The organism is Sphingorhabdus sp. EL138, from assembly GCF_945890115.1.
Taxonomy (GTDB): domain Bacteria; phylum Pseudomonadota; class Alphaproteobacteria; order Sphingomonadales; family Sphingomonadaceae; genus Sphingorhabdus_B.
On sequence record NZ_CAMDCK010000002.1, the window covers coordinates 40329 to 56377 of the forward strand.

The following is a 16049-nucleotide window of genomic DNA, read 5'->3' on the forward strand; positions in this document are numbered from 1 at the left end:
ATCGCTCGTCGATGGGGAGGATATTTTCGTTACCGCGCCAGTGCGGCGTTGGCCTCATCCACCAGCTTCGCGATGATATCGACGACAGGCCGCTCCACATGGACCATGCCCACCGACTGTCCAGCCATGACCGAGCCATATTCGACATCGCCGTCAATCACCGCGCGGCGCAGTGCCCCTGCCCAATATTTTTCGATCTCAAGCTGCGCCGTTTCCATATCAATTTCGCCGCGATCAAGCATGGCCGCGACTTCGACCTGTTTCTTGGTAAACTCTTCGGTGCCTTTGTTCTTCAACGCCCGTACGGGAATGACGGGCAAGCGCGGGTCAATTTGTACGCTGGCGATCGCATCGCGGGCATTGGCGCGCAGGAACGCGGCCTTAAAATTGGGGTGCGCGATGCTTTCATGCGCGCACACAAAGCGCGTGCCCAATTGAACACCCGCTGCGCCCATTTCCAGATAGCTTGCAATCGCGCCGCCACGGGCAATACCGCCCGCGACGAAAATCGGCAATTGTTCGCCAAGCTCGGGCAAGATTTCCTGCGCCAATACGGATGTTGACACGGGCCCAATATGCCCACCCGCCTCACTGCCTTCAATCACCAGCGCATCGACGCCGGAGCGCGCGAATTTCTTCGCCAGCGTGAGCGCGGGCGCAAAGCAAATAACCTTCGCGCCAAAATCCTTAATCGCCTCAATACTGCCCTTGGGCGGCAGCCCCCCCGCGAGCACGACATGGCTCACCTGATGGCGCGCGCATATCGCAATCAAGTCCATAATCTGGGGATGCATAGTGATCAGGTTTACGCCGAACGGCTTGGATGTAAGCGCCTTTGTCGCGGCAATTTCGGTATCCAACAATTCCGGCGTCATCGCGCCACAGGCAATCACGCCAAAGCCACCCGCATTGGAGATGGCCGACACAAGATTGCGCTCCGACACCCAAGACATCGCCCCGCACATAATCGCGACGTCGCAGCCCAGAAAGTCGGTGCCGCGTTGCATGAGATGTTGGAGTTTAGTCATATCGAGCCTTTTATACATAGATCGTCATTGCCGCGAAGGCGGCAATCCAACTCCTGTCCTATATTATGGAAGCGTCGGGGTTGGGCCCCCGCCTGCGCGGGGGTGACGACGACGTGTTGAGGCTCACTCCGCGTCCAAGCCATAAGCGGTATGCAGCACGCGGACGGCAAGCTCAGTTTCATCCTCATCAATCAGCACCGAGACTTTGATTTCGGACGTTGAAATCGCCTGAATGTTGATTTTGCGGTCGGCAAGGCTGCTAAACATCGTTGCGGCAACGCCGGCATGGCTTTTCATACCCACGCCCACCACCGAGATTTTCGCGACCTTAGTGTCCGGAATAAGCCGGTTATAGCCAATGGCATCGCGGCGGTTTTCCAAAATGTCGGTACAGCGCGCAAGGTCGGTTTGCGGGCAGGTGAAGGTCACGTCGGTTTCCCCCTTATCACGGCCAATATTTTGAATGATCATATCAACGTTAATGTTGGCATCTGCCAAGGGCGTGAAGATATTGGCCACTGCGCCCGGACGGTCGGGGACGCGGGTGAGCGTTATTTTCGCTTCATTTTTGTCATGCGCGATGCCGGTAATCAGTTGGCGTTCCACTTGGCTATTCTCCAATTCTGCGTCGGTCAGTATCATCGTGCCGGGGATGCTGTCGGCGTCGGGTGCACTGTCGTCAAGGAAGGAGGACAGCACTTGAACCCGCACGCCTTCCTTCATCGCAAGGCCGACCGAGCGGGTTTGCAACACTTTTGAACCAACCGAGGCCAGCTCAAGCATTTCTTCGTAGGTGACCGCTTTCAACTTGCGCGCGCGCGCAACAATGCGCGGGTCAGTGGTGTAGACGCCGTCCACATCAGTATAAATATCGCAGCGGTCAGCCTTTACCGCGGCGGCAATAGCGACGGCCGATGTATCCGACCCGCCACGGCCCAAAGTGGTGATACGATTATCATCGGTCAGCCCCTGAAACCCCGGAATGACGGCGATAACCCCTGCCTGCATCGACGCCAATAAATCGTCGGTATCAATGCCCCCAATACGCGCCTTGGCATGGGCATTGTCGGTATGGATTGGCATTTGCCATCCCAACCAACTGCGCGCTTCGCAGCCAAGCGCTTGCAAGGTGATAGCCAGCAAACCAGCGGTAATCTGTTCACCCGCAGCCACAACCACGTCATATTCGGCCGGATCGTAGAGCGCATTGGCCTCCCGACAGAAATTGACCAACCGATCCGTGTCACCCGCCATGGCGGACACGACGACAGCCACTTCGTCGCCGCGTTCGGCCTGACGCTTCACCAATTGGGCCACGCGGCGGATGCGTTCGGTGCCGGCCATAGACGTGCCGCCAAATTTCATTACTATGCGCGCCATGAAAACCTTCAATAATTGCTATATTACAATCGCGTGCCCTGATAGGGACAGGATATGACAAACGCAAGCTTACCCAAGACAATTAACGCTGCGGAAGCGGCGCATTTTGGTGCTCTCGCCGCTGAATGGTGGGACCCAAAGGGCAGCTCTGCGATGCTGCATAAGCTAAACCCCGTTCGGTTGCGCTTTATCCGGTCTGCCATCGACGCGCATTTGGGCAGTGATGCGAAGTCGCGACACCCCTTGGCAGGCAAAATGGTGTTGGATGTTGGGTGCGGCGCCGGCCTTTTGTGCGAACCGCTGGCGCGGCTTGGCGGGAATGTTACGGGCGTTGATGCCGCGCCGGAGAATATCGCGGCGGCACAGGCGCATGCCGATTTGTCCGGCCTTGCCATAAACTACCGCGCTGGCGAAATCGCTGCGCAGGGCCTTGGGCAGTTTGACGTGGTGACCTGCATGGAGGTCATTGAACATGTTATGGACCCAGCGGCATTCATCCACGAATTGGTCCGCCACCTCAGGCCCGATGGGCTATTGCTGCTCTCGACGCCCAACCGGACAGCAGCGTCGCGCGTATTTCTGGTGGAGGCCGCAGAACGGCTTGGCCAGGTCCCCCGCGGCACGCATGATTGGGACAAGTTCCTGACACCCGAAGAATTGACCGCTTTGCTTGCAGATGCAGGGCTGGAGGTCGTGGACATGCAGGGCATCGCCTTTTCGCCAATGTCCGGGTTGCATTTGAGTGATAACATGGCGTTGAATTATATACTGCGGGCGCGGTTGCGGGGGGGATAACGGGCTTCTCCTCAGAACGCCCTTTTCCGTCTCACTCCGCCGTCACCCTGAACTCCCTACTTGGTCACCCTGAACTCCCTACTTCGTCACCCTGAACTTGTTTCAGGGTCTATTCATCAGCTGCAACCGCCGGTCATTTAGCACGATGGACCCTGAAACAAGTTCAGGGTGACGAGGCTTTAAATGAACCTTCGTTCCTAACGCGCCTCAATCATATCCCGCATCGGCATATTGGTCATCGGCAAGGTCGCTAAAGCGCGTGATCTTCGCTTCGAATTTCATCCGCACGCGTCCGGTCGAACCATGGCGTTGCTTGGAGATAATCAATTCCGCAATGCCGTGAATCCGCTCCATTTTTTCGTTCCAAGCCTCAAATGCCGGCGTGCCCTCATCGGGCTTTTTCATCAGTTCATAATAATCTTCGCGGTAGACGAACCATACCATATCGGCATCCTGCTCAATAGAGCCGGACTCGCGCAGATCGGACAGCATTGGCGTCTTGTCTTCGCGCTGTTCGACCGCACGACTAAGCTGCGACAGCGCAATAACAGGGATGCTCAATTCTTTCGCCAAGGTCTTCAGCCCCCGGCTGATTTCCGAAATTTCATTGACGCGGTTGTCGTTCGCGCGGCTTGAGCCTTGAAGGAGCTGCAAATAGTCAACAACGATCAGGCCAATTCCGTGCCGCCGCTGCAACCGCCGCGCCCGGGTGCGCAATGCCGCAATGGTGAGCGCCGGCGTATCGTCAATGTAGAGCGGCAATTCCTGCAACTCGCGCGACGCGCGCGACAACTCACGGAAGTCGTCACGGGAAATTTTACCCATGCGCAGCAATTCAGAACTAATCCCCGATTGCTCCGCGAGGATACGTGTCGCCAACTGGTCGGCGGACATTTCAAGGCTGAAAAAGGCGACTTTTGCACCAGACCCCTTGGACTCTTCGATGCCGTCTTCACGCTCGCGTATCCAGCGCCGTGCGGCATTAAACGCGATATTGGTGGCCAATGATGTCTTACCCATGCCGGGACGTCCGGCCAAAATCACAAGGTCGGAATTGTGTAAGCCGCCGCATTTGGTGTTGATGCTGTTAAGGCCAGTGGTGATACCCGAAAGGCTGCCACCTGAATTAAGCGCCTTCTCGACATTGCGAATGGCCTCAGTCGATGCGGTGAGGAAGCTCTTCATGGAGCCGGTTTCGCCTTCACCCTCGGCGACTTTATACAGCGCGCTTTCCGCAGCTTCAATCTGTCCCTTTGGATCGACGCTTTCACTGGTGTCGAGCGCATTGTCGACCAGAGTCCGGCCCACCGTCACCAGTTCCCGCAGCAAGGCCAGATCGTAAATCTGCTGCGCAAAGTCGCGCGCGCCAATCAAGCCTGCGCCATCGGCGGTGAGTTTGATAAGATAACTTGGCCCACCCAGTTCCCGCATCGATTCGTCCGCTTCAAAAAACGGCTTCAACGTAACCGGCGTGACCAGCATGTTGCGGTCAATCAGGCGCAAGATATGTTCATAAATCCGGCCGTGCAGGGGTTCAAAAAAATGATCCGGTTGCAGCTTGATCGAGACATCCTCAATCACGCGGTTATCAATGAGGATAGCGCCCAAAAAAGCGGCCTCCGCCTCAATATTGCGCGGTAAGCGTTGGGGTTCAGCTTCATTTGCTGCGGCAAGTCTGATGAGTTCGGCCATGGCTCCCTATCCTTTACCATATCCCCCTGCGCAAGGGGGGCAAAAAAGAAGTGCGGGGATATGGCTGTGGACAATGTTTTGCACAACGCATTTGCTTGTATCGCCTTAACCCCTTGCCCCAAAAATATCTGAAGCTAACACAGACCTATGGCGGACCCGCGCATCATCAAAGTGGAACTGGACGAAGCGACGATCCTGCGGCGTAATGCCGATATTGAACAGGAACGCCGCGTCGCCATTTTCGACCTGATTGAAGATAATTTCTTCAAGCCGCTGCGCGATATGGGCGACGGCTATGCAGGACCATATCATTTAAGCATCAGCGTGGCCGAAGGCCGCCTCATCCTCGATATCCGCCGGGAAGATGGGACGCCGCACGAAACCTTGGTGCTTGGCCTTGGCCGGTTTCGGCGTCCATTGAAGGATTATTTCGCCATTTGCGACAGCTATTACCAAGCCATTCGCAAGGCCAGCGCGGCGGAAATTGAGACCATCGATATGGCACGACGCGGGGTACATAATGAAGCGGCGGAACTGTTGATGGAGCGGCTGGACGGCAAAGTAGAAGTGGATTTTGCCACCGCCCGCCGCCTGTTTACGCTGATCTGCGTGCTACATATTAAAGCGTAGCGTCCAGCATGCCATAACACCCCTCGACTTCGCAAGGCGGGAGCGCCTAGTAATACAGTCGAATCAAAAGACGTAATCGGGGTTGCATGCTAAAGCGAAATCGCAAATTGATCCGCTGGGGCGTGGTGCTGCTGGCTATAGCCTTTCTCGGCTATGGGCTGTGGAATTTTGTCACCGGCTGGACCCCATCGCGCAACAGCTATCCCGTGCAGGGCATCATCGCGAACGCAAGCAACGGCCAACCCAGATGGTCGGAATTGGCCGCAACGGGCGTCGATTTCGCTTATATTACCGCCGTCGAAGGCGCGCGTGGCCGCGATCCGCAGTTTCAGGCCAATCTGGCGGCGGTGCAAGAGGCGGGTATTCGCTTTGGCGCGCTGCATCATTATGACCTGTGCCGTTCGGCGTCCGAACAGGCGACGATGTTTATCACCAGCGTGCCCCGCAACGACCGGGCGCTGCCCCCTGCGGTACAAATGGATTTTGCCGAAGGCTGCAACAGCCGCCCGAACCGTGCGCTGATTTTGGCGGAATTGGCAACTTTCTTAAACCAGATTGAGGCGCATAGCGGCACCCCCGCAATCCTGTTACTCACGCCCGCATTCGAGCGGGAGTATCAAGTGGGTAAGTCGATTGATCGCAACATCTGGCTTGAGGGGAACGGCATCTCCCCCGATTATTCCGCAAGGCCTTGGGTCATGTGGACCGCCAACACGCAGCGCCGCGTCAGCGGCATTGACGGTGCAGTGCGCTGGGTCGTGGTGCGCAAATGAGCGCGATGACAGCACGCTTGGTGCAAGCCGCCATCGACGCGGCCAAGACCGCTTATGCGCCTTATTCCAACTTTCATGTCGGCGCGGCCTTGTTGCTCGACAATGGAGAGATTGTGACCGGCAGCAACTTTGAAAATGCCAGCTATGGCATGACATTATGCGCCGAAACCGTCGCCATCGCTAAAGCCAATAGTGACGGCCAATTGCGCGCGATCCGCGAAATCGCTGTCGCGGGCGGCTTGGCCGGACATGTTGGCACGGGCGCAGACCCCATCACGCCGTGCGGGCGTTGCCGTCAGATTATCAAGGAAGTGGCCGACCTCACCCAAAGCGACATTCCGGTGCATTGCGCTTATGCAACGGGCTATGCGACATATCGTTTGTCGGAATTGCTGCCGCACGGCTTTGGTCCGGCCAGCTTGAAGTAATCCGCTTTTGGGGTGCGCAAGATACGCACAATTTTTTCGTGACCACCTCTTGCACGCACATCGCAAATTGGCAAAAGCGGTTCGGTTAACAGGGAGTGATTATGTCCATATTGTCCGACATCTGGATCCGCGAACAAGCGCAAGCAACGGGCATGATTGAACCCTTTGTCGAGGCGCAGCGCCGGGATGGCTGCATCAGCTATGGCCTGTCCTCTTATGGTTATGACGCCCGCGTGGCCGATGAATTCAAGATTTTCACCAATGTCGACAGCTCCGTCGTCGACCCCAAGGATTTTGACCCGCGAAGCTTTGTGGACCGCAAGACCGATGTCTGCATCATTCCGCCCAACAGCTTTGCCTTGGCCCGCACCGTCGAATATTTCCGCGTGCCGCGCGATGTGCTGGTCATCTGCCTTGGCAAAAGCACTTATGCCCGCTGCGGCATCATCGTCAACGTCACGCCATTGGAACCCGGCTGGGAAGGCCATGTAACGCTGGAGTTCAGCAACACCACGCCCCTGCCCGCCAAAATCTACGCCAATGAAGGCGCGTGCCAGTTCCTGTTCCTAAAAGGCGAGCAGCCCTGCGAAACCAGCTACGCCGACCGCGCAGGCAAATATATGGGCCAGCGCGGGGTGACATTGCCGAAGCTGTGAAGGGGTTTACAGACTTGGATGGTTGGATGGTTGGAAATGGGTGGGAGCGGACTGTCCGGTTTTGAAGAGGAAAGATGCGAATCCCGCATTTCGCGCGTTTCGCATTTGATCGGCGGTCCAGCTGCACATGCTAGGCATTTGTTTAAGGGAAACGGTGGCAACCAAAACTGCGGGGGTCCGCTGCTTACCTATCTTACGTTGTTGAGTTTCCAAGAAACTTGTGTAATTGTTTAGCATGGGTCAATGGAGGGCAGCATGGCAGATGATTATCCGTACATGGTATCAAACAACAAAATCAGTCCAATCATCGAGGCTATTCACAGCGCGGCAAAGCCTTCCACGTTTTCAAACGAATTTCTAAAAAAGTTGGGCTTCAACAGTTCAAACGACCGCGCCGTAATTCCGCTTTTTAAGAGGCTAGGGTTTTTGACCGAGAGCGGTGTGCCCACTCAGCACTATGACGACTTGAAGGACAAAACAAAACGAGACAAAGCGCTCGCCCAGAGAATTCGAGAATTATACGCTGATATCTACGCAATCAATACCGACATTCACAAGAGTTCGGAAGACGAGATTAAAGGTGCGATCTCGCGTGTAACTGGGAAAGATGCAGTTACAGTTGTGCGATATTATAACACGTTTAAAACGCTCATAGCTTTAGCGAATTTCAATAATATTCTAGCCTCGACAGATGAGAATGAGAAGGAAGAGAAGCAAAAAAAACCCAAAATTGATGATCCTGTAAAGGATGACGATGGGAAACGGTTGAGCAGTTTCCACTATAATATTCAGATACACCTACCGCCAACGACCGACATATCAGTATATAACGCTATTTTCAAAAGCCTTAGAGATAATCTAATCATTTGATTGAAATATATGAATAATATTGACACTTTAAAAAAGTTTGTTTTCGATGGGATCTTGCTTGGAGACACCTTCGAGCGCTTAGAAGCCGATGGGATAACCGTTAGGAATGGTCTGAGCGAGATGCCTGTCGAACGCTTAATCAATTTTGATTTTAGTCCACGTATTATTCACCAGGCGAACAAAATGTCATCCATCTATGTCGTTTTCTTTTGTCTGGAAAACTCCGTGCGGGAACTAATTACAGACAGGCTAGCAGAGCGTCATGGGATTGACTGGTGGGAAATTTGTGTTCCAAACAAAATAAGAGATTCGGTTGCAAAGCTCAAAGATACTGAGGAAAAGAATCGGTACCATAGTCAAAGATCAGTAGCCTCGATCGGCTACACGATGTTTGGTAATCTGGCCCAAATTATAGTTCACCGGTGGGATGACTTTTCAGACTTGTTTCCCACTCAGGCTTGGGTGAACTCACGGTTTACCGATCTTGAGATGTCTCGAAACATAATAATGCACACCGGCGTTCTACCGGATAGCGAGATCGAGCGGATCGAGAGTATTTGTAGAGACTGGGTAAGGCAAGTTGGCTAAATTCCATGTATAACGTCGAGAACCCAATGCTATTGATGCTTCCGCCTACAAGCTAGCTGCTTGAGTGATGAAACGTCCAAAACTTATCACAAACAAACATATCCGGAAAACCAACAGCTTGACTATATTATCCATATAGGTTAATACAGCCAATCCATGCAAACCATATCAGACTATGAACCCGAATTCACCCCCGTCGCGCTTGACCGTGTGCGGCATGATGGTTGGACGCCGGAGCGGCAGCGGTTGTTTTTGGTTGCGCTGGCGGCGCTGGGCACGGTTGATGCTGCGGCGCGGGCGGTGGGGATGTCGCGGATTTCGGCCTATAACCTCAAAAAACGTGCCGACGCGGGCAGCTTTGCGGAGGAATGGGACCGGGCATTGGGGTTCGGGCGGGGCATGATGTTTGATTATGCCATGGAACGCGCCATTTACGGCGTCACCTCGATTAAAATGCGGTTGGGCGGCGTGTTTGAAGTCCAAACTGGCCCTGATACAAAGCATATCATGAAAGTGTTGCGCTTGCCCCCGCCGCGCCGCAATGCCAAGGTGAAACCGCGCGCTGCCTAAGTTTACAAAAAAGGCTGCTTATGCATATATGTTTGTAAACTTATCACGCCGTCACGCCCAAAGAGAGGATTATCCATGCCAAATACCCCACGCGAATTCGATATCATTGTTTATGGCGCGACGGGCTATACAGGGCGTTTGGTGGCCCAATATCTCAAGGACAAGAGCGGCCTGAAATGGGCGATGGCGGGGCGCAGCCTTTCCAAGCTGGAGGAAGTCCGCGACCTGATTGGTGCCGCCGCAGACACAGATTTGATTGTCGCCGATGCGTCTGACCCCGCTACGCTCGATGCGATGGTTAAGCGGACGAAGGTCGTTTTGACAACCGTTGGTCCCTATCAGCTTTATGGCAATGAACTTGTCGCCGCCTGCGTTGCCAATGGAACCGATTATACCGATTTATGCGGCGAGCCTGCTTGGATGCGCCAGAAAATCGACCAGCATGATGCCGCTGCCAAGGCATCAGGCGCGCGGATCGTGTTTTCCGCTGGCTTTGATTCCATCCCCTTCGACTTGGGCGTGATGATGCTGCAAAAACATTGCGTGGCGACATTCGGCGCGCCTGCGCCTCGGGTAAAGGGCCGTGTTCGCGCCATGAAGGGTACGTTTTCGGGCGGCACCGCAGCCAGCCTGAAAGCGACGATGGCCGCCGCAAGTAAAGACCCTGCGGTCATCGGCTATCTGACCAATCCATTCAGCCTATCCGCCGATTTTGCGGGCCCGCCGCAACCTGCGGGTAATAAGCCCGAATATGACGAAAGCTTGGGCAGCTGGGCGACCAATTTCGTCATGGCCCCGATCAACACCAAAAATGTCCACCGCACCAACCATTTGCTCGGCCATGCATATGGCGCTGATTTTATCTATGATGAAATGATGCTGACGGGCCCGGGCGAACAGGGTGAGGCCATTGCCAAGCATGTCGCCTCCACCCCCATGATGGGCGGCGCGGATGACCCCAAACCCGGCGAAGGCCCGACCAAGGAAGAACGCGAAACCGGCTTTTATGACGTTTTGTTCGTTGCTGAATATCCCGATGGCCGCACGGCGCGATTCAGCGTCAAGGGCGACCGTGACCCCGGCTATGGTTCGACCAGCAAGATGATTAGCGAAACCGCCATTGCGTTGTGCGAAGTTGACGGCGCTGGCGGCGTCACCACGCCGGGCGCGGCCTTAAGCGAGCATCTTGTGGACCGATTGCAGAAAAATGCCGGATTGATTTTCGCGGTTGAAGGCTGACCGCTTTCCTAAAGCGCCGGACGGAATAGGACAGGAACGATAATGCAAAAATTATGCGCATATGCAGGCATCATCGCCATTAGTTTGGCATCCCCTATAAGCGCAATGGCCAGCCCCCCCAGCAATCCCAATCCACAACGCCTGAAGGCGGATGTTGAAAAACTCGTCAGCTTTGGCACGCGCCATACATTGTCATCGGCCACGGACCCGAAACGCGGTATCGGCGCGGCCCGTAAATGGGCGCATACCGAGTTCGAGAAAATCGCCAAGGCGTGCAATGGCTGCTTGCAGACCGAATTGCTCGAACGCAACATGTCCGGCCCGCGCATTCCCAATGGCGTTAACATTGTCGACGTGCTCGCGATCAAGCCCGGCAAAATGGGCTGGGGCCATGTCATCATAATCGCCGGACATATCGACAGCCGCGTGTCCGATGTGATGGATTTTACCAAGGATGCGCCGGGCGCCAATGACGATGGTTCGGGCAGCGCCTTGGTGATTGAGGCGGCGCGTATATTGTCGCAACAGCCGCAATATGAAGCGACCATTGTCTTTGCCTTGCTGTCGGGCGAAGAACAGGGCCTGATGGGTGGGCGGCTGCTCGCTGAAACTGCCAAGGAACGTGGCTGGAAAGTCAGCGCGATGTTGAACAATGATATTGTCGGCGGCACGCTGGGCACTGACGGGCGCAAGGTTGATAATGTCGTGCGGGTGTTTAGCGAAGGCATTCGGGCATCCGAAGATCTGGCTGGGCAAATGGCGCGGCGGAATAGCGGCGGTGAAGATGACGGCCCAAGCCGTTCGCTAATGCGTTATGCGGACAAGGTTGCGGCGCAGGCCTATCCGGACGTGAAGCTTGACGTCTTTGGCGTCCGCCGACCTGACCGTTTTGCACGCGGCGGGGACCATTTGCCCGCGCTCGAGCTTGGCTTTCCGGCCATCCGTTACACCGTCGGCGTTGAAAATTATCATCACCAGCATCAAGATCTGCGCACCGAAAACGGCATTGAATATGGCGACACCGTCGACAAGATGGACTTTGCCTATTTGGCAAAGGTGACCATGTTAAACATTCTGACCGCAACGGCCTTGGCCGATGCCCCGCCAGCGCCAGCCTCTGCAACATTGGGCGGCGCGGTTACCTCCAACACCAATGTCAGTTGGGACGCTAGCCCCGGCGCGCAACGCTATCGCGTGTATCAACGCCGCGCCGATGCACAGGATTGGGTCTTTGTCCGTGAACTGCAAGGGACCGAAACATTGCTGGAGGGCGTGATCGTGGATGATCATTTTGTTGGGGTCAGTGCATTAAGTGCGACAGGCGCGGAAAGCACGATCACTTTTGCAGGCCTGCCGCCCCGTCGTTAAGCCACATATAGCAATCGTCCGTGGCGGCAGGCCAGCGAAGGTGATCGCAAGCTGTGCAGCATCACATCGCGCTGCTTATGCGCCCGCAAACTGCTATCGAGCGACGCAGCAATAGGCAAACCAATGGCAAAACCTTCTCCGATCAAATCCACTTTGGCATCGCGAGGCTGTGATCTATCTTAGGCACATCGAAAACATCCTGCTAAAGGCGTACATGATATGACCGATACAAAGACTAAGTTTGAAATTCGGCCTTTTGAAACGCTTGGTGCGGCGAACCATGGCTGGCTTGATGCACATCACCATTTTTCATTCGGCAGCTATCACGACGCTGCACGGATGAGCTGGGGTGCAATCCGCGTCTGGAATGACGATTTGATTGCGCCGCAGTCCGGCTTTCCACCCCATCCCCATGCGGATATGGAAATCATCACTTATGTCCGCACTGGCGCGATCACGCACAAGGACAGTCTTGGCAATGAAGGCCGCACGGCGGCCGGCGATGTTCAAGTCATGAGCGCAGGTAGCGGCATCCGCCATGCGGAGTATAATCTAGAAAATACGCCAACGACCTTGTTCCAAATCTGGATCCTGCCAAATCGGACCGGCGGTGAGCCAAGTTGGGGCGCAAAGCCATTCCCCAAGAATGACCGTTCGGGCGTATGGCAAATCCTTGCCAGCGGCTTTGACGAAGATAGTGACGCCCTGCCTATCCGCACCGACGCCCGCGTGCTTGGCGCGACTATCAAGGCGGGTAACAGCCTGGAATATGCTATCGGCGCCAATCGTCATGCCTATATGGTGCCGGCGACCGGCGCGATTGAGATTGACGGGCAGCGTGCGCATGCCCGCGATGGTGTGGCCATCGGCGAAGGCATTATCACCATATGCGCAGTCGAGGACGCCGAAATCATTCTGGTGGACTCGCGGTAATCCATGCGTGGGACATTGGCAAAATCTGGCGTTGACTGCTATTGCCATCACCATGGCTTTTGACCTTCCCGAAGAATATCTTGAAGAAACCTTCTTGGCCTCCACCGGACCGGGGGGGCAGAATGTCAATAAGGTCGCGACCGCCTGCCAATTGCGTGTCGATGTCTACGCGCTGGGTCTGCAACCTTATGCCTTTCGCCAGTTGAAGATTCTAGCGGGCAGCAAGATGACGTTGTCGGGGGAACTGATTGTTACCGCCCGCAGTCACCGCACGCGGGAAGCCAATCGGCAGGACGCACGCGCCCGGGTCATCGATCTGATCGACCGCGCACATATCCGCCAAGCCCGCCGCGTCGCCACCAAACCAAGCAAAGCCGCCAAGGCACGGCGGGTTGATACCAAAAAGGGCCGATCCACGATCAAGAAAAACCGTGGCAAGGTCAGTTTCGATTGATAAGGCCAGAGAATGTACACATTTGACATTGATACCAGCGCGCCGAAATCCGAAGTTTACGCAGAAATGGTCCGCTCTGCCGACGCGATGACCAGCGGTGAGCCTGATGCCATTGCCAATATGGCGAATATCGCCGCCTTGCTTTGGGCGTTTTTGCCGGACGTAAACTGGACGGGTTTCTACCGCGTGGTCGATGGCGAACTTGTCCTTGGGCCCTTTCAGGGCAAGGCAGCCTGCATTCGGATACCCTTTGGCCAAGGCGTATGTGGGACCGCGGCGCAATCGGGCGAGACGCAGTTGGTGGCAGATGTCCACGCCTTCCCCGGCCATATTGCCTGTGATGCCGAGAGTGCTTCGGAACTGGTGGTGCCTGTGAAACATAATGGCACGGTTGTCGCGGTCATTGACCTTGATAGCCCAACCTTGAACCGCTTTGATGCCGAAGACGCAAAGGGCGTTGAGCTGCTTGCCCAGATGATTTCTGACAGAATTTGACGGCCTTTTAACGCCTTTATCCTGACCCTAGACCGTCTCCGCATCGGGATCGAAACATTCCCAGCCATCAGGCCCAAGGCGTTCCAACGGCCTGTAGCGGGTCTTATAATGCATCCGTGCCGCACCATTCACCCAATAGCCTAAATAGACATAAGGCAACCCGGCGGCCCTGGCGCGCAAGATATGGTCCATGATGATGAAGTTGCCGAGACCAGAGCGACCTTCAATCTCCGGATTGTAAAAGCTGTAGATCATCGACATGCCGTCGCTCTGCTGATCCGTCAGGCACGCACCAACCAATTCGCCAATCCGGCCGGAACGCGGCGGAGCCCGGTATTCAATCACTTGGCTGCGCACGGGCGATTGTTCGACCATGTCCGCATAATCCATATCATCCATATGCGCCATGCCACCGTCGGGATGGCGAGAGGAAAGATAATGGCTGAGCAGATCATATTGCTCGGTCGTTGACCAAGGGCGGCAGGCGCTCACAACCAGATCGGCGTTGCGCCGCAAAATTCGGCGCTGTGTGGCATTGGGCTGGAATTCGTTCGTTCGCACGCGCACCGACACGCATGCCTTGCAGTCCAGACAGCTTGGCCGGTAAGCGACATTCTGGCTGCGGCGAAAACCAATGCGGCCAAGCGCTTCGTTCAGTTCATCGGCGTGGTTGCCGTTGAGTTCGGTAAAGACTTTCCGCTCGGTCCGGCCCGGAAGATAAGGACAAGGGCCAGGGCTGGTTACAAAAAATCGCGGAAAACGGACTGGTGCACTCATATTCTCTCCGCTGGGCAGCGTTGGCCTTTAATACATTATTTACCTTTTATGCACCGCGCATCCAATGCTGGAAAGCGCATTTACCATCTTTCTTGCAATGCCTTATCATTTATTCAGCTCGACCCGTTCGACTTTGTAGCCAGCCGCATTCAAACCATCAACTAGTCCTTGTAATTGATTGGCATCCCGCGCTTCGCACTCAATATCGGTAATCAAACCCTTGGCCGGCAAAGTCGTAAAAATCCGCTGATGGTAAATTTCGATGATGTTGACATTATGCTCGTTGAACAAACGCATCACCTTGAACAGCGCGCCGGGGCGGTCCTGAAGGGTCAAACGCAAACGCGCCAAGCGACCGGACCGCGCAAGATCACGCAAAAGGACATTTGCTAGCAACCGCGTATCGATATTACCGCCGCACAAGACGATGCCAACATTCTTGCCGGCAAATTTCTCAGGATGGGCCATCACCGCCGCAAGGCCCGCCGCACCGGCGCCTTCGACAACGGTCTTTTCAATCTGCAGCAGCAGGCTGACCGCAGTTTCCAGTTGCGCTTCATTTACGAGGACTATGTCGTCGACCAGTTCGCGGATGACTTCGCTGGTAAATGCGCCGGGTATTTTGACGGCTATGCCCTCCGCCAAAGTGTCGCCTTCGCATGGCATCTGCAGATTGTTCAGCAAAGCATACATGGATGGGTAAAGTTCGGCTTGAACACCGATGAGGCCGATATCGGGCTTCAACGCGCGCGCGGCCGTCCCCATGCCAGAGAGCAAGCCGCCGCCGCCAATAGGCACCACAAGCATGTCGAGGGACGGAATGCTTTCAAGCATCTCAAGCGCAACAGTGCCCTGCCCTGCGGCAACATTCGGGTCGTCAAAAGGATGCACAAAGGTCAGCCCCTGCTCGGTCTCAAGCTGCCGTGCATGTTTATAGGCGTCGTCAAAAGTCTCCCCAAACAGGACAACCTTGCCGCCAACGCTCTCTGTCTGCATGACCTTAACCGTCGGCGTTGGTACGGGCATGACGATGGTCACTGGAATACCAAGGCGGGTGCCATGATAACTCAAGCCTTGTGCATGGTTGCCAGCCGACGCGGCGATCACGCCCTTGCTGCGTTGTTCTTCCGAAAGCAGAAGGATCGCATTTAGCGCGCCGCGTTCTTTATACGCTGCCGTAAACTGCAAATTTTCGAACTTCAGGTAAATATTTGCGCCCGTCAGCTTCGACAAAGTCTGGCTGTGCAGGGTCGGCGTTGCCACGATGGAATCGCGAATACGGTCATGGGCGGCGCGGACATGGTCCAGGGTCAATAGGTCAGACATATAAAATGGCTCTAACGCATCTGGCGTTAACTGAAAACAGACATTAA

18 protein-coding genes are annotated in these 16049 nt (G+C 55.3%); 13 read left to right on the forward strand and 5 right to left on the reverse strand.

The window, feature by feature from the left end; translation table 11 throughout:
* Positions 1-29: 29 nt before the first annotated feature.
* Together Q0O07_RS01350 and Q0O07_RS01355 are read right to left on the reverse strand one after the other, a co-directional pair.
* The gene (locus Q0O07_RS01350; protein WP_295489415.1) at positions 30-1028 is read right to left on the reverse strand and encodes a nitronate monooxygenase; all 999 of its coding nucleotides are present in this window, start codon (positions 1026-1028) and stop codon (positions 30-32) included.
* A 123-nt stretch (positions 1029-1151) separates the two neighbouring features.
* Entirely contained in the window at positions 1152-2408 is a 1257-nt protein-coding gene (locus Q0O07_RS01355; protein WP_295489418.1) for an aspartate kinase, read from the reverse strand.
* 54 nt (positions 2409-2462) lie between these two features.
* On the opposite strand from Q0O07_RS01355, the gene ubiG reads away from it, so the two are divergent.
* The gene (gene ubiG, locus Q0O07_RS01360) at positions 2463-3203 is read left to right on the forward strand and encodes a bifunctional 2-polyprenyl-6-hydroxyphenol methylase/3-demethylubiquinol 3-O-methyltransferase UbiG (RefSeq protein WP_295489420.1); all 741 of its coding nucleotides are present in this window, start codon (positions 2463-2465) and stop codon (positions 3201-3203) included.
* 207 nt (positions 3204-3410) lie between these two features.
* Here ubiG and Q0O07_RS01365 read toward each other — a convergent pair whose 3' ends face one another.
* On the reverse strand, positions 3411-4895 hold the full coding sequence (locus Q0O07_RS01365) for a replicative DNA helicase (RefSeq protein ID WP_295489422.1): 1485 nt from the start codon (positions 4893-4895) through the stop codon (positions 3411-3413).
* 147 nt (positions 4896-5042) lie between these two features.
* Here Q0O07_RS01365 and Q0O07_RS01370 point away from each other — a divergent pair, with 147 nt between their 5' ends.
* The 12 genes from Q0O07_RS01370 (at position 5043) to Q0O07_RS01425 (ending at position 13899) form a co-directional block, all read left to right on the forward strand.
* The gene (locus Q0O07_RS01370) at positions 5043-5525 is read left to right on the forward strand and encodes a UPF0262 family protein (protein WP_295489423.1); all 483 of its coding nucleotides are present in this window, start codon (positions 5043-5045) and stop codon (positions 5523-5525) included.
* 86 nt (positions 5526-5611) lie between these two features.
* Complete coding sequence (locus tag Q0O07_RS01375) at positions 5612-6298, forward strand: GH25 family lysozyme (RefSeq protein ID WP_295489425.1); 687 nt, start codon at positions 5612-5614, stop codon at positions 6296-6298.
* A complete protein-coding gene (locus tag Q0O07_RS01380) occupies positions 6295-6726 on the forward strand; it encodes a cytidine deaminase (RefSeq protein WP_295489428.1) in 432 nt (143 codons plus the stop codon). The genes Q0O07_RS01375 and Q0O07_RS01380 overlap by 4 nt, the downstream gene beginning before the upstream one ends.
* Positions 6727-6827: 101 nt before the next feature.
* Entirely contained in the window at positions 6828-7382 is a 555-nt protein-coding gene (gene dcd / locus Q0O07_RS01385; RefSeq protein WP_295489430.1) for a dCTP deaminase, read from the forward strand.
* A gap of 255 nt (positions 7383-7637) precedes the next feature.
* Complete coding sequence (locus tag Q0O07_RS01390; protein ID WP_295489432.1) at positions 7638-8252, forward strand: DUF5343 domain-containing protein; 615 nt, start codon at positions 7638-7640, stop codon at positions 8250-8252.
* 9 nt (positions 8253-8261) lie between these two features.
* Positions 8262-8840, forward strand: a complete 579-nt coding sequence (locus Q0O07_RS01395) for a Swt1 family HEPN domain-containing protein (protein ID WP_295489434.1) — start codon at positions 8262-8264, stop codon at positions 8838-8840.
* 156 nt (positions 8841-8996) lie between these two features.
* Entirely contained in the window at positions 8997-9410 is a 414-nt protein-coding gene (locus Q0O07_RS01400) for a hypothetical protein (RefSeq protein ID WP_295489437.1), read from the forward strand.
* 75 nt (positions 9411-9485) lie between these two features.
* The gene (locus Q0O07_RS01405; RefSeq protein WP_295489439.1) at positions 9486-10649 is read left to right on the forward strand and encodes a trans-acting enoyl reductase family protein; all 1164 of its coding nucleotides are present in this window, start codon (positions 9486-9488) and stop codon (positions 10647-10649) included.
* A gap of 42 nt (positions 10650-10691) precedes the next feature.
* Positions 10692-12017 carry a M20/M25/M40 family metallo-hydrolase gene (locus Q0O07_RS01410; protein WP_295489440.1) on the forward strand — a complete coding sequence of 442 codons (1326 nt, stop codon included), beginning with the start codon at positions 10692-10694 and terminating at the stop codon, positions 12015-12017.
* 219 nt (positions 12018-12236) lie between these two features.
* Positions 12237-12950 carry a pirin family protein gene (locus Q0O07_RS01415; RefSeq protein WP_295489443.1) on the forward strand — a complete coding sequence of 238 codons (714 nt, stop codon included), beginning with the start codon at positions 12237-12239 and terminating at the stop codon, positions 12948-12950.
* Between the two features lie 7 nt (positions 12951-12957).
* Entirely contained in the window at positions 12958-13404 is a 447-nt protein-coding gene (arfB, locus tag Q0O07_RS01420) for an alternative ribosome rescue aminoacyl-tRNA hydrolase ArfB (protein WP_295489446.1), read from the forward strand.
* A gap of 12 nt (positions 13405-13416) precedes the next feature.
* Positions 13417-13899, forward strand: a complete 483-nt coding sequence (locus Q0O07_RS01425) for a GAF domain-containing protein (protein WP_295489449.1) — start codon at positions 13417-13419, stop codon at positions 13897-13899.
* 27 nt (positions 13900-13926) lie between these two features.
* On the opposite strand, the gene Q0O07_RS01430 is transcribed toward Q0O07_RS01425, so the two are convergent.
* Positions 13927-14676, reverse strand: a complete 750-nt coding sequence (locus tag Q0O07_RS01430) for an arginyltransferase (RefSeq protein WP_295489452.1) — start codon at positions 14674-14676, stop codon at positions 13927-13929.
* 105 nt (positions 14677-14781) lie between these two features.
* Positions 14782-16002, reverse strand: coding sequence for a threonine ammonia-lyase (locus tag Q0O07_RS01435; RefSeq protein ID WP_295489455.1), 1221 nt, complete (start codon positions 16000-16002; stop codon positions 14782-14784).
* Positions 16003-16049 lie beyond the last annotated feature (47 nt).

What these genes read in the sequence shown, in the direction of transcription:
- Q0O07_RS01350 (WP_295489415.1), bottom strand. Translation starts at nt 1,028, where the DNA reads ATGACTAAACTCCAACATCTCATGCAACGCGGCACCGACTTTCTGGGC.
- Q0O07_RS01355 (WP_295489418.1), bottom strand. Translation starts at nt 2,408, where the DNA reads ATGGCGCGCATAGTAATGAAATTTGGCGGCACGTCTATGGCCGGCACC.
- ubiG (WP_295489420.1), top strand. Translation starts at nt 2,463, where the DNA reads ATGACAAACGCAAGCTTACCCAAGACAATTAACGCTGCGGAAGCGGCG.
- Q0O07_RS01365 (WP_295489422.1), bottom strand. Translation starts at nt 4,895, where the DNA reads ATGGCCGAACTCATCAGACTTGCCGCAGCAAATGAAGCTGAACCCCAA.
- Q0O07_RS01370 (WP_295489423.1), top strand. Translation starts at nt 5,043, where the DNA reads ATGGCGGACCCGCGCATCATCAAAGTGGAACTGGACGAAGCGACGATC.
- Q0O07_RS01375 (WP_295489425.1), top strand. Translation starts at nt 5,612, where the DNA reads ATGCTAAAGCGAAATCGCAAATTGATCCGCTGGGGCGTGGTGCTGCTG.
- Q0O07_RS01380 (WP_295489428.1), top strand. Translation starts at nt 6,295, where the DNA reads ATGAGCGCGATGACAGCACGCTTGGTGCAAGCCGCCATCGACGCGGCC.
- dcd (WP_295489430.1), top strand. Translation starts at nt 6,828, where the DNA reads ATGTCCATATTGTCCGACATCTGGATCCGCGAACAAGCGCAAGCAACG.
- Q0O07_RS01390 (WP_295489432.1), top strand. Translation starts at nt 7,638, where the DNA reads ATGGCAGATGATTATCCGTACATGGTATCAAACAACAAAATCAGTCCA.
- Q0O07_RS01395 (WP_295489434.1), top strand. Translation starts at nt 8,262, where the DNA reads ATGAATAATATTGACACTTTAAAAAAGTTTGTTTTCGATGGGATCTTG.
- Q0O07_RS01400 (WP_295489437.1), top strand. Translation starts at nt 8,997, where the DNA reads ATGCAAACCATATCAGACTATGAACCCGAATTCACCCCCGTCGCGCTT.
- Q0O07_RS01405 (WP_295489439.1), top strand. Translation starts at nt 9,486, where the DNA reads ATGCCAAATACCCCACGCGAATTCGATATCATTGTTTATGGCGCGACG.
- Q0O07_RS01410 (WP_295489440.1), top strand. Translation starts at nt 10,692, where the DNA reads ATGCAAAAATTATGCGCATATGCAGGCATCATCGCCATTAGTTTGGCA.
- Q0O07_RS01415 (WP_295489443.1), top strand. Translation starts at nt 12,237, where the DNA reads ATGACCGATACAAAGACTAAGTTTGAAATTCGGCCTTTTGAAACGCTT.
- Q0O07_RS01425 (WP_295489449.1), top strand. Translation starts at nt 13,417, where the DNA reads ATGTACACATTTGACATTGATACCAGCGCGCCGAAATCCGAAGTTTAC.
- Q0O07_RS01430 (WP_295489452.1), bottom strand. Translation starts at nt 14,676, where the DNA reads ATGAGTGCACCAGTCCGTTTTCCGCGATTTTTTGTAACCAGCCCTGGC.
- Q0O07_RS01435 (WP_295489455.1), bottom strand. Translation starts at nt 16,002, where the DNA reads ATGTCTGACCTATTGACCCTGGACCATGTCCGCGCCGCCCATGACCGT.